Genomic DNA, 13,122 nt, shown 5'->3' on the forward strand with positions numbered 1-13,122 from the left:
GCTCCGGCCCAGCCGGCCGCGCCTGCGCGCCCGCAGCCATCCGCGGCGCCGGCGCCCGCACCGGCCAGGGCCGCCGCGAGCGAATACACCGTCAAGGCTGGCGACAACCTGACCCGCATCGCCAATCAGGTCAAGCCCGTCGATGTTTCCCTGGACCAGATGCTGGTAGCGCTATACCGCGCCAATCCGGAAGCGTTCAGCGGCAACAATATGAATCGCCTGAAGTCGGGCCAGATCCTGGCCGTGCCGGATAGCGACGCGGTCCGTTCCGCCGGCAGCGAAAGCGAGGCACGCGGCGTGGTGGTCGCGCACGCGGCCGACTTCAACGCTTACCGCTCCAAGCTGGCCGGGCAGGTGGCCGCCAGCACGCCGGCCAAGGAGCCGGACGCCTCGCAAAACGTGTCCGGCAAGATCACCGCCAAGGTGGAAGAAAAGCCGAACGCCACCAACACCGCCAAGGACAAGCTGACCCTGTCCAAAGCCACCGCCAGCGCGCCGCAGCAGGGCAAGACCGGCCAGGCGGCGGAAGAGGACAAGATCGCCAAGCAGAAGGCGGTGGACGAAGCCTCGGCCCGCGTCAAGGAGCTGGAAAAGAACGTCAACGACCTCGAAAAGCTGATGGCCTTGAAGAGCAAGACCGCGGCCGAGGCCAAGAAACCATCGGCCGCCGCCGAAGCTTCCGCCGCCGCTCCCGGCGTGCCGACGCTGGACGTCACGCCGCAGCAGGAACACAAGCCGAAGCGCACGCTGGTGCTGCCGCCGAAGAAACTGGCCGAGCCAAGCTTCTTCGAAATCCTGATGGACAACATCACCTACGTGGGCGCCGCCGCCGCGGCCATCCTGCTGGGTGCGGTTGGCATCATGGCCTCGCGCCGCCGCAAGAAATTCACGGTGCCGGCCGAAGAGCCGTCCATCCTTGGCGACACCGCCATTCCGCCGCAACAGCCGTTGATCGCCGATGCCGGCGGCCAGAGCGTCGACACCAACAACAGCGTGTTCAATTCCAACTTCGCGCCATCGGCCAGCCAGCTGGACACCAATGAGGTCGATCCGGTGGCGGAAGCCGACGTCTACATCGCCTACGGCCGCGACGCCCAGGCCGAAGAGATCCTGAAAGAAGCGCTGCGCACCCATCCGGAACGCCACGCGGTGCGTCTGAAACTGCTGGAAATCTACGTCACCCGCAAGGATGCGCGCGCGTTCGAGACCCAGGCCTCCGAGCTGTATGCGCTGACGCGCGGCCAGGGCGGCGAGTGGGAGCAAGCCGCTTCCATGGGCAAGACGCTCGATCCGTCCAATCCGCTGTACACCATGGGCGCCGATAGCGGCTCGTCGTTTGCCGCGCCAGCCGCAGCCGCAGCCGCTGGTGCCGCTGTCGCCGGCGCCGCCGTGGCGGCCGCCGCTGCCGAGCCGCCATTCGGCGATTTCGGCAACGACCCGGCCAGCACCTTCGCGCCTGCCGAGCCGCCTGCCGCCGCCTCGACGCTGGACTTCGACCTGGGCCAGGATGCCGCGCCGGCCGAAGCCGCCGCGCCGGCACCCGCACCAGCTACGGTGGCCACCGATTTCAACGACCTCGACTTCGGCGCCGACATGGACACCGCGCTGCCGCAAGCAGCGGATGCCTCGGTTTCGCCAGCCTCGGTCGCGGCCGAAGCCGACAATCTGATGGACTTCGACCTGGGCGGCCTGAGCTTCGAGCCAGTCTCGGCGCCGGCGCCGGCCATCGAACTGCCGGCCTCGGAAACGCCAGCCCCGGCGCCAGCGCCAGCGCCGGCCGACGATCTCGGCATGGACTTCGGCCTCGACCTGCCATCGACCGCGCCGGCCGCCGACACCCGGCCGGCCGACACCAGCGATCCGCTGGACCTGGACCTGGCCGGCTTCGACATTCCGGAAGTGCCGGCCTTCACCGAGCCGCCCAAGGCCGAAGCGGGCGCGCTGGACTTCGACACCGCGCTCGACCTGCCGCCGGAAGTGGAAAACATCACCGCCGCGCCGCCGCCGGCCGCGCAGGAATTCGACCTGTCGGGCATCGATCTGGATCTGGACAACCTGGGCGCCGCGCCAGCCGCAGCCGAGGCACCGGCACCGGCCCCAGCCGGCAACGAACCGCTGTCCGCCCATCACATGGAAATGGACACCAAGCTGGACCTGGCTGTCGCCTATCAGGAAATCGGCGACAAGGAAGGCGCGCGCGAGCTGCTGGACGAGGTGCTGCGCGGCGGCAGCGACGAGCAGATCGCCAAGGCCAACGCCATGAAGGCTCAGCTGGGATAAATCCGCGCCGTTATATAATGGCTGATTCAGACATTTGGATTGGGCAGTAGTGAAACGGATAGCAATCGGGCTCCAGTACGACGGCCAGGCTTGGCACGGTTACCAGAAGCAAGACCACGGCCTCACCGTGCAGGACAAGCTGGAGCAGGCGCTGTTGGAGTTCGCCACCGTGCCGCTGGCCACCACCTGCGCCGGCCGCACCGACGCCGGCGTGCACGCTGCCGAGCAGGTGGTCCATTTCGATACCGACCTGAACCGCCTGCCGCATGCCTGGGTGCGCGGTGTCAACGCCTTCCTGCCGCCATCGATCGGCGTGCGCTGGGCCAGGGAGCTGGAGGGCGATCCCACCGCCGAAAACTTCTTCCACGCCCGTTTCAGCGCGCAGGCGCGCACTTACCACTACGTGCTGTACAACCACCAGGTACGCTCGCCGCTGCTGAACGGCCGCGCCGGTTTCTACCATCACGCGCTGGACGTGGAGCGCATGCGGGAAGCGGTCAAGCCGCTGATCGGCACGCACGACTTCACCACCTTCCGGGCGGCGCATTGCCAGGCCAAGTCGCCGGTCAAGCAGATGCATGACATCCAGATCCGCCGCCAGGGCGACCTGATCATTTTCACTTTGAAGGCCAGCGCCTTCCTGCACCACATGGTGCGCAACCTGGTCGGCTCGCTGGTCTACATCGGCCAGGGCAGGGAGGACGTCCACTGGATGGCCGAGCTGCTGGCAGCGCGGAACCGCCAGCTGGCGGCGCCGACCTTCATGCCGGACGGCCTGTACCTGGCCAAGATCGATTACGATGAAAAATGGGCGCTGCCGCAGGAAAGCGCCAGCCAGCTGCCGTGGTTTTAAAAGGATAGACGCATGCGCACCCGTATCAAAATTTGCGGACTGACCCGCGAGGAAGACATTCAGGCGGTCATCGCCTCGGGCGCGGACGCGATCGGTTTCGTGTTCTATCCCAAGAGCCCGCGCTACGTCACGCCCGAGCGCGCGGCCGAGCTGATCGCCACCGTGCCGCCATTCATCACCACCGTCGGCCTGTTCGTGAACGCCGCGCCGGAAGAAGTGGCGGCGGCTGTGAAGATCGCGCCGCTGTCGTTATTGCAACTGCACGGCGATGAAACGGTGGCGCAGGGCGCGGCCATTGCTGCGGCGGCCGGGCGACAGTACCTGAAAGTGTTCCGCGTCAAACCTGACACGCGGCCGGATGAACTGCTAGAATACGAGCAGGCAAACCGCGCCACCAGTCCCCTGTTCACCAGCCTGTTGCTGGATACTTATGTGGACGCCTACGGTGGCGCAGGAAAGGGTTTTGATTGGTCTCTCGTTCCAAAAGATCTCGCGCCTCGGGTCGTTTTGAGTGGTGGCTTGAGCGTACACAACGCGACTGACGCGGTGGTCGGTGTACGCCCTTACGCGGTCGACATCAGTTCCGGTGTCGAAGCGTCCAAGGGGATCAAGGATGCCCGCAAGATTGCCGACTTTGTCACGGCGGTGCGGGCCGGAGATACTACTATCGAAAGCCAAACCCATCATGAAAGCGCTGTTCCACGCTAAAGATTACGAACTGCCGGACGCCAAAGGCCACTTCGGCCCTTACGGCGGCAGCTTTGTCGCAGAAACCCTGACTTATGCCCTGTCCGAGCTGAACGAGGCTTACGCCAAATACAGCAAGGACCCTGAATTCCTCGAAGAATTCCGCTACGAGCTCAAGCATTTCGTCGGCCGTCCGTCGCCGATTTATCACGCCAAGCGCTGGTCCGAACTGGCCGGCGGCGCGCAGATTTACTTCAAGCGCGAAGACCTGAACCACACCGGCGCCCACAAGATCAACAACGTGATCGGCCAGGCATTGCTGGCCAAGCGCATGGGCAAGCCGCGCATCATCGCCGAGACCGGCGCCGGCCAGCACGGCGTGGCCACCGCCACCATCTGCGCGCGCTTCGGCCTGGAGTGCGTGGTCTACATGGGCAGCGAGGACGTCAAGCGCCAGGCGCAGAACGTCTACCGCATGAAGCTGCTCGGCGCGACGGTGGTGCCGGTGGAATCGGGCTCCAAGACCCTGAAAGACGCGCTGAACGAAGCCATGCGCGACTGGGTCACCAACATTGAAAACACCTTCTACATCATCGGCACCGTGGCCGGTCCGCACCCGTATCCCATGCTGGTGCGCGACTTCCAGTCGGTGATCGGCGAGGAATGCCTGGTGCAGATGCCGGAACTGGCCGGCCGCCAGCCGGACTACGTGGTGGCGTGCATCGGCGGCGGTTCCAACGCGATGGGCATTTTCTACCCGTACATCGACCAGCCGGGCGTCAAGCTGGTGGGCGTGGAAGCGGCGGGCGAGGGCCTGGACGGCGACAAGCACGCGGCCTCGCTGACCAAGGGCTATCCCGGCGTTTTGCACGGCAACCGCACCTATCTGCTGCAAGATGAAAACGGCCAGATCATCGAGACGCACTCGGTGTCCGCTGGCCTCGACTATCCGGGTGTCGGCCCGGAGCACGCGTACCTGAAGGATAGCGGCCGCGCCGAGTACGTGTCGATCACGGACGAGGAAGCGCTGAAGGCCTTCCACGATTCCTGTCATATTGAAGGCATCATTCCGGCGCTGGAGTCGTCGCACGCCCTGGCCTACGCGGCCAAGCTGGCAGCCACGCTGCCGAAAGATAAGATTGTATTGGCCAACCTGTCGGGCCGCGGTGACAAGGACATGCATACGGTCGCTGAGCGTATGGGTCTGAACTTCAACTAAGGAAACCGACATGTCCAAAATCGCAGCAACCTTCAGCGCCTTGAAGGCGCACAATAAAACCGCGCTCGTCACTTTCATCACCGCCGGCGATCCGGGCCGCGAATCCACCGTGCCGCTGATGCACGCACTGGTGGCTGGCGGCGCCGACATCATCGAGCTGGGCGTGCCGTTCTCCGATCCGATGGCCGAAGGCCCGGTGATCCAGCGCGCCTGCGAACGCGCGCTGGCCAACGGCGTCGGCATCAAGGATGTGTTCGACTACGTGGCCGAGTTCCGCAAGACCAACCAGACCACCCCGGTGGTGCTGATGGGATATGCCAACCCGATCGAACGCATCGGCGCCAAGGCCTTCATCGCGCAATCGGTGGCGGTGGGGGCGGACGGCGCGATCGTGGTGGACTACCCGCCGGAAGAGTGCGAAGAGTTCGCCGCCGCCATGCGCGCGGCCGAGCTGGACCTGATCTTCCTGCTGGCCCCGACCTCGACCGAAAAACGCATCGAACAGGTGGCCAAGGTGGGCGGCGGCTTCAGCTATTACGTCTCGCTGAAAGGCGTGACCGGCGCCGGCAATATCGACACCGTCGACGTGGCCAAGCGCCTGCAAGCCATTCGCAAGCACGTGAAACTGCCGGTGGGCGTGGGCTTCGGCATCCGCGACGGCGCCACCGCGCGCGCCGTGGCCGAAGTGGCGGACGCCGTGGTGATCGGCAGCCGCATCATCCAGGAGATTGAAACCGCGGGCAAAGACGGCGCCGTCGCCGCCGTGCAGGCCTTCACCACCTCCATCCGCACCGCCCTCGACGCCTGACGTCACGCAAAACCCGACTGCTCACCTTGATACATAGTTAAGTACTCGCTATGTTGAAAGGGAGCGGTCGTGCGCTTCATTTGGGATCCCCGCAAAGCCAAAGCCAACCTGCGCCAGCATGGCGTCAGCTTTGATGAAGCCGTTACCGCGTTTGATGACCCGGAAGCGCGCATGGAATTCGACCATCTTCATTCTGATACTGAGGACCGGTTTTGCCTTTTGGCGCGGAGCGATAAAGACCGAGCACTTGTAGTTTCGTTCTGTTATCGCGATGCTGATGTCATCCGTATTATTTCAGCGCGCAAGGCCTCGCGTGGCAAGAAGCTAGCTTATCTGAATAGGTGACATCATGCGCAACAAGCACAAACAGGTTGATTTCTCTCATGCGGTACCCAATCCGTTTTTCGAACAGCTTAGCGCGGAAATTACGTTCAGGCTGGACTTCCGCTCGATAGAGTATTTTGAGGGGTTGGGCAGGCCGTACGGCTTGCCTGCTCAAGATATGATCAGGATGTATCTTCGTCACATGGCGGGATCTGGTTATAAAGCCAATCTTGGTATTCTTACCTTGAAAGAACGTGAAGAATTGAAGAAATCACTGGAGGCGGAGGGCAAGCTCCCTCTGGAGGAGTAGTGGAAATCCTCTAAAGTTCGACAGGGGGGCGAGAAACGGCTACACTTCGGGCCACGAGTTAGCTGCAAGGAGAATGTATGAGTTGGTTGGAAAAACTGCTGCCCCCACGTATCCAGCGTTCCGACGCGGGCGCGCGCAAGACCATGCCGGAAGGCCTGTGGGTCAAATGCCCATCGTGCGAAGCCGTGCTGTACCGCACCGACCTGGAGTCGAACCTGCACGTTTGCCCTAAATGCGATCACCACATGCGCATCCGCGCCCGCGAGCGCCTCGACAGCCTGTTCGACGCCGGCGGCCGTTATGAAATCGGCATGGATACCCTGCCGGTCGATACGCTGAAGTTCAAGGACAGCAAGAAATATCCAGACCGCCTCAAGCAAGCGATGGAAGCCACCGGCGAGACCGATGCGCTGGTCGTGATGGGCGGCTCCATCATGAGCCTGCCGGCCGTGGTGGCCTGCTTCGAATTCGAATTCATGGGCGGTTCCATGGGTTCGGTGGTGGGCGAGCGCTTCGTGCGCGGCGCGCAGGTCGCGCTGGAGCAGAAAGTGCCGTTCATTTGCATCACCGCCACCGGCGGCGCCCGCATGCAGGAAGGCCTGCTGTCGCTGATGCAGATGGCGAAAACCACCGCCATGCTGACCAAGTTGTCGGAGAAGAAACTGCCATTCATCAGCGTGCTGACCGACCCGACCATGGGCGGCGTGTCCGCCTCGTTCGCCTTCATGGGCGACGTGGTGATCGCTGAACCGAAGGCCCTGATCGGCTTCGCCGGCCCGCGCGTGATCGAGAACACCGTGCGCGAAAAGCTGCCGGAAGGCTTCCAGCGCGCCGAGTTCCTGGTGCAGAAGGGCGCCGTCGACATGATCGTCGATCGCCGCAAGATGCGCGAGGAGATCGCCCGCCTGCTGGCTCTGTTGCAAAATCAACCAGTGGAAGTGTTGGCCTAAAAACCGGCTACCCTCTCACGCGACGGCGCGCAATCGGATATCATCCGGCCTGCGCGCCGTTTTCATTTCTGAGTCACCATCATGTCGAACCTCCCAACTACTTTGCCCGCCTGGCTTGCGCTGCTTGAATCGCGCCATGCCGAAACCGTCATCAACATGGGCCTGGACCGCGTTCTGGCCGTCAAGGAACGCTTGCAGCTGAGCTTTAGCTGCCCGACCATCATGGTGGCTGGCACCAATGGCAAGGGTTCGACCTGCGCCATGCTGGAATCGGTGCTGATGCGCGCCGGTTACAAGGTCGGCCTGTACATCAAGCCGCACTTCCTCGACTTCAACGAGCGCGCCCGTATCAACGGCGACATGGCCAGCGACGAGACGCTGGTGGCCGCCTTCAATGCGGTCGAGGCGGCGCGCGGCGATACCTCGCTGACGTACTTCGAGTTCACCACGCTGGCCATCATGAAGCTGCTGTCGGAAGCCGGCATGGATGTGGTGATTCTGGAGGTGGGCCTGGGCGGCCGTCTGGACGCGGTCAACATCATCGATGCCGACGTCTCCATCGTCACCAGCGTGGATATCGACCACACCGACTATCTGGGCGACACCCGCGAGAAGATCGGCTTCGAAAAGGCCGGCATTTTCCGCGCCGGCAAGACCGCGATCTGCTCGGACCCGGTGCCGCCGCAATCGCTGATCGACCACGCCAACGCCATCGGCGCCGACCTGTGGCTGATGGGCCGCGATTTCAACTATTCCGGCGACAAGCAGCAGTGGAGCTACGGCGGCCGCGGCCAGCGCCGCAATTCGCTGGCCTACCCGAGCCTGCGCGGCGCCAACCAGATCCTCAACGCCTGCGCCGCGCTGGCCGCGCTGGAAGCGCTCAAGCTGGTGCTGCCGGTGGGCGCGCAGGAAGTGCGCACCGGGCTGGTGACGGTGGAGTTGCCGGGCCGCTTCCAGGTGCTGCCGGGCCGCCCGACCATCATCCTCGACGTGGCGCACAATCCGCACGCCGCCGCGGCCCTGAACCAGAACCTCGGCAACATGGGCTTCCACCGCTACACCTACGCCGTGTTCGGCTCCATGCACGACAAGGATATCGACGGCGTGATCGCCGCCATGTCCGAACACGTGGACCATTGGTGCCTGGCGACCTTGCCGTCGCCCCGCTCGGCCAGCGCTTCGGAGCTGGCCGCCAAGGTGCAGCTGGTGCAGCCGGAACGCGACGAACGCACCATCAATGTGTTCGACGATCCGGGCGCGGCCTACGCAAATGCCATCAGCCGGGCCGGTGAGGATGATAGAATTGTGGTCTTTGGATCTTTCCTGACCGTCGCCGGTGTCATGGCGGCGCGAAAATCCTCACTCCATTGAACGCACAGGACTGAAATCACGCATGGGCTTGTTCTCGAAACTCGGTAAAAACAAGCAAGACGCTGGTCAAGACAGCGGCTATTACACCAGCGCAGATGACCGGGCGGCGACCGAACGCGCCCGCTCCAAGCGCGCCTCGTCGGCCGACGGCGGCGCCACCAAGCGCCGCACGCGCGAGCGCGAAGAGGATGAGGCCGTGTTGCCGGAAAAGAAACGCGCGCGCCGCCGCCTGGTGGGCGCGGTGGCGCTGGCGCTGGCGGTGGCCGTCGGTTTGCCGATGGTGCTGGATTCCGAGCCCAAGCCGCTGTCGTCCGACATCGATATCAAAATCCCATCCAAGGACAAACCAGCCGCGCCGGTCGCCGCACCGGCGCCGGTGGCCGCCAGCGCTTCGCTCGACAGCAAGGAAGAAATCGTTGAAGACGTGAAGCCGGCTGCCAAGCCGGCCCCTGCGCCGGTCGCTGCCGCGCCGGCCGTCGCCGCCGTCGACACCGCCAGGCAAGCGGCCGACGCCAAGGCCAAGGCGGACGCCAAGGCCGAGCAGCAAGCCAAGGCGGACCGCGAGCTGAAAGCGCGCCAGGAAGCCGACGACAAGCGGGATCTTGAGCGCAAGCAGGCCGAGGCCAAGGCGGAAGCCAAGCTGAAAGCCGAAAAACAGGAAGCCGAACGCAAGCTGGCGGAAGCCAGGGCGGCCAAGGAAGCCAAGGCCGCCGAAGTCAAGCCGGCGGCAAAAACCGAAGACGCGCGCGCACTGGCCATCCTCGAAGGCAAGCCGGCCGCGCCGGCCGAAAAATTCGTGCTGCAAGTCGCCGCCCTGAGCGACCAGGCCAAGGCCGATGAATTGCGCGCCAAGCTGAAAAACGCAGGCATCAGCTCCTTCACGCAGAAAACGCCCACCGGCGTGACGCGCGTGCGGGTGGGCCCGTTCAGCAGCAAGGAAGAAGCGGAAAAGGTGAAAGCCAAGTTGAGCAGCATGGGCCTGGAAGGCCGCATCGAAACCGTCTGAGCCGCGGCATAACGTGACGATCTTCGATTACCTGGTTATTTTCGTGCTGGTCACGTCGGTCATCATCGGCGTGGTGCGCGGGCTGGTGAAGGAAGTGCTCTCGGTGCTGAGCTGGGTGATCGCCTTTGTGGTCGCCAATGCCTACGCGGCGGCGCTGGCGCAGATGCTGCCGTCGGTGATTCCCGGCGAGGTGCTGCGGCTGATCGTGGCGTTTATCGCACTGTTCATCGGTGCGCGGATTCTAATGGGCCTGTTGTCGCTGGCGCTGGACGCCTTGCTCGACGCGGGCGGCCTGAGCTTCATCGACCGCGCGCTGGGCGCCGTGTTCGGCGTGGCGCGCGGGCTTGTAATTGTGTTGGCCGCCGTCATCTTGAGCGGGATGACGTCGTTGCCGAAGCAGGATTTCTGGAAGCATGCGGTCTTGAGTCCATACGCCGAGCAAGGCGCGCGCATGGTCAAGCCGTATCTTCCCGCTGCGATGGCGCAGCATGTGAATTTTTGAATTCTTTAAATCTGTAGTACCTGTCCAGGAGCACCATCATGTGTGGCATTGTCGGCGTCGTATCCCATCAACCTGTCAATCAAATGCTGTATGACGCCTTGCTGCTGTTGCAGCACCGCGGCCAGGATGCGGCGGGTATCGCGACCAATCACAGCAGCATGTTCGCCATGCACAAGGCCAACGGCCTGGTGCGCGACGTGTTCCGTACCCGTAACATGCGTACGCTGCAAGGCAATTCCGGTATCGGCCACTGCCGCTACCCAACCGCCGGCTCGTCGAGCGAGGAAGAGGCGCAGCCGTTCTACGTCAACGCGCCGTTCGGCATCACGCTGGCGCACAACGGCAACCTGACCAACTGGGAACAGCTCAAGAAAGAGATGTTCATCAATGACCGCCGCCACATCAACACCGACTCCGACTCGGAAGTGCTGCTGAACGTGCTGGCGCACGAAATCCAGAAGGCCACGGTCGACATCTCGATCGACGCCGACACCATCTTCAACGCCGTGACCGTGCTGCACCGCCGTGTGCGCGGCGGTTACGCCGCCGTGGCGCAAATCGCCGGCGTCGGCCTGCTGGCCTTCCGCGATCCGTTCGGCATTCGTCCGCTGTGCCTGGGCATCAACGAAACCCCGGAGGGCGTGGAATACCTGATCGCCTCGGAATCGGTGGCGCTGGAAGGCATGGGCTTCCGCTTCGTGCGCGACATCGCGCCGGGCGAGGCGGTGTTCATCGACAACGACAAGCAACTGCACGCGCGCCAGTGCGCCGACAATCCCACCCTGAACCCATGCGTGTTCGAGTACGTCTACCTGGCGCGTCCGGATTCGGTGATCGACGGCGCCTCGGTGTACAACACCCGCCTGAAAATGGGCGAGTACCTGGCCGAGAAAATCAAGCGCGAAGGCCTGGCCGACGATATCGACGTGGTCATGCCGATTCCGGATTCGTCGCGTCCGGCCGCGATCCAGCTGGCGCTGGCGCTGAAAAAAGAATACCGCGAAGGCTTCATCAAGAACCGCTACATCGGCCGCACCTTCATCATGCCGGGCCAGGCCGCGCGCAAGAAATCCGTGCGCCAGAAGCTGAACGCGATTCCGGATGAATTCAAGGGCAAGGTGGTGCTGCTGGTGGACGACTCCATCGTGCGTGGCACCACCAGCCGCGAGATCGTGCAGATGGCGCGCGACTCCGGCGCCAAGAAAGTGATTTTCGCCTCGGCCGCGCCGCCAGTGATCTATCCGAACGTGTACGGCATCGACATGCCGACCCGCGACGAGCTGATCGCCCACGGCCGCACCGTGGAGGAAGTGTGCCGCGAGATCACCGCCGACGCGCTGGTCTACCAGGATCTGGACGCGCTGAAACGCGCCATCTCGGACGTCAATCCGGCGCTGCAAAACTTCGAAGCCTCGTGCTTCGACGGCGTCTACGTGACGGGCGACGTGACGCGCGAGTATCTGGATAAACTGGAATACGAGCGTCACCACCCGACCAAGGCCAGGGCGCCGGAAGACGCGGCCCGCTCGCAACTGAACCTGAACCTGGCGGCCAGCGAAGCGTAACCATGAGCGACAAGAAGAACTACGGTTTCACTACCACCATCCTGCACGGCGACCGCCAGAAGGGCATCGAGCACGGTTCGCTGCACAAGCCGATCCACACCTCGGTCGCCTTCGGCTACGCCGATGCGCGCCAGCTGGCGTCGGTGTTCCAGGGCAAGGAGCCGGGCTTCCGCTACGGCCGCCAGGGCAACCCGACCATCTCGGCGCTGGAAGAGAAGGTCAACAAGATGGAGCAGGGCGTCGGCACCATCTGCTTCGCCACCGGCATGGGCGCGATCGGCGCCGTGGTGCAGGCACTGCTGCGCGCCGGCGACCACGTGGTGTCGTCGTCCTTCCTGTTCGGTAACACCAACAGCCTGTGGCAGACCGCTATGAGCCAGGGCATCGGCGTGTCCTTCGTGGACGCCACCGAGGTGGCCAATGTCGAAGCGGCCATCACCGACAATACCCGCGTGGTGTTTGTCGAAACCATCGCCAATCCGCGCACGCAAGTGGCGGACCTCAAGCGCATCGGCGAACTGTGCAAGGCGCGCGGCATCCTGTACGTGGTGGACAACACCATGACCACGCCTTACCTGTTCCAGCCGAAGTCGGTGCACGCGGGCCTGGTGGTCAACGCGCTGACCAAGTCGATCGGCGGCCACGGCAACGCGCTGGGCGGCAGCGTCACCGACACCGGCGCCTACGACTGGACCCGGTTCCCGAACATCTACGAGAACTACAAGAAAGCCGCGCCGCCGCAATGGGGCCTGGCGCAGATCCGCGCCAAGGCGCTGCGCGACTTCGGCTCCTCGCTGGCGCCGGACGCCGCGCACCACATCGCCGTCGGCGCCGAAACGCTGGCGCTGCGCATGCAGCGCACCACCGCCAACGCGCTGGCGCTGGCCGAGATGCTGGAGAAGGATGAGCGCGTCGCGGCGGTCTACTATCCGGGCCTGAAATCGCACCCGCAGCACGGCATCAGCGCGGAACTGTTCCGCGCGCACGGCTCGCTGCTGAGCTTTGAGCTGAAGGATGGCCTCGATTGCTTCGACTTCCTGAACCGTCTGAAACTGGCGATTCCAGCCTCGAACCTCGGTGACAACCGCACGCTGATCATCCCGGTCGCCCACACCATCTTCTACGAGATGGGCGCCGCGCGCCGCGCTTCGATGGGCATCGCCGAATCGCTGATCCGCGTGTCGGTGGGCATCGAAGACACCGACGATCTGCTGGACGACTTCTGCTGCGCCCTCGAAGGCTGCTGA

At 64.1% G+C, this 13,122-nt stretch carries 13 protein-coding genes; all 13 read left to right on the top strand.

The features are described from left to right. Positions 1-2,280: motility hub landmark protein FimV (locus GM676_RS09675; protein ID WP_155463336.1), on the top strand; the 2,280-nt coding region annotated here is incomplete at its 5' end. Positions 2,281-2,329: 49 nt separating this feature from the next. After that, entirely contained in the window at positions 2,330-3,133 is an 804-nt protein-coding gene (gene truA, locus GM676_RS09680) for a tRNA pseudouridine(38-40) synthase TruA (protein ID WP_371866172.1), read from the top strand. A gap of 12 nt (positions 3,134-3,145) precedes the next feature. Then, positions 3,146-3,841, top strand: coding sequence for a phosphoribosylanthranilate isomerase (locus GM676_RS09685; protein WP_155463338.1), 696 nt, complete (start codon positions 3,146-3,148; stop codon positions 3,839-3,841). Next, a complete protein-coding gene (trpB, locus tag GM676_RS09690; protein ID WP_155463339.1) occupies positions 3,819-5,039 on the top strand; it encodes a tryptophan synthase subunit beta in 1,221 nt (406 codons plus the stop codon). Before GM676_RS09685 ends, trpB begins: the two co-directional genes overlap by 23 nt. 10 nt (positions 5,040-5,049) lie before the next feature. Then, positions 5,050-5,847: a tryptophan synthase subunit alpha gene (trpA, locus tag GM676_RS09695; protein ID WP_155463340.1), complete on the top strand. Its 798-nt coding sequence runs from the start codon at positions 5,050-5,052 to the stop codon at positions 5,845-5,847. A gap of 69 nt (positions 5,848-5,916) precedes the next feature. Beyond that, positions 5,917-6,192, top strand: coding sequence for a BrnT family toxin (locus GM676_RS09700; RefSeq protein WP_371866173.1), 276 nt, complete (start codon positions 5,917-5,919; stop codon positions 6,190-6,192). A 4-nt stretch (positions 6,193-6,196) separates the two neighbouring features. Next, positions 6,197-6,481, top strand: coding sequence for a hypothetical protein (locus tag GM676_RS09705; protein WP_155463341.1), 285 nt, complete (start codon positions 6,197-6,199; stop codon positions 6,479-6,481). Positions 6,482-6,558: 77 nt separating this feature from the next. Continuing rightward, a complete protein-coding gene (accD, locus tag GM676_RS09710) occupies positions 6,559-7,431 on the top strand; it encodes an acetyl-CoA carboxylase, carboxyltransferase subunit beta (protein ID WP_155463342.1) in 873 nt (290 codons plus the stop codon). An 81-nt stretch (positions 7,432-7,512) separates the two neighbouring features. After that, positions 7,513-8,802, top strand: a complete 1,290-nt coding sequence (folC, locus tag GM676_RS09715) for a bifunctional tetrahydrofolate synthase/dihydrofolate synthase (protein ID WP_155463343.1) — start codon at positions 7,513-7,515, stop codon at positions 8,800-8,802. 22 nt (positions 8,803-8,824) lie between these two features. Then, positions 8,825-9,808 (top strand): SPOR domain-containing protein, encoded by a 984-nt coding sequence (locus tag GM676_RS09720; RefSeq protein ID WP_155463344.1) that lies wholly within the window; start codon positions 8,825-8,827, stop codon positions 9,806-9,808. A gap of 13 nt (positions 9,809-9,821) precedes the next feature. Continuing rightward, a complete protein-coding gene (locus GM676_RS09725; protein WP_371866174.1) occupies positions 9,822-10,310 on the top strand; it encodes a CvpA family protein in 489 nt (162 codons plus the stop codon). A 38-nt stretch (positions 10,311-10,348) separates the two neighbouring features. Further along, positions 10,349-11,875 (top strand): amidophosphoribosyltransferase, encoded by a 1,527-nt coding sequence (purF, locus tag GM676_RS09730; protein ID WP_155463345.1) that lies wholly within the window; start codon positions 10,349-10,351, stop codon positions 11,873-11,875. Positions 11,876-11,877: 2 nt separating this feature from the next. Then, positions 11,878-13,122 carry a cystathionine gamma-synthase family protein gene (locus tag GM676_RS09735; protein ID WP_155463346.1) on the top strand — a complete coding sequence of 415 codons (1,245 nt, stop codon included), beginning with the start codon at positions 11,878-11,880 and terminating at the stop codon, positions 13,120-13,122.

It is taken from the genome of Duganella radicis (assembly GCF_009720825.1).
In the GTDB taxonomy this organism is placed as follows: Bacteria; Pseudomonadota; Gammaproteobacteria; order Burkholderiales; family Burkholderiaceae_D; genus Rugamonas; species Rugamonas radicis.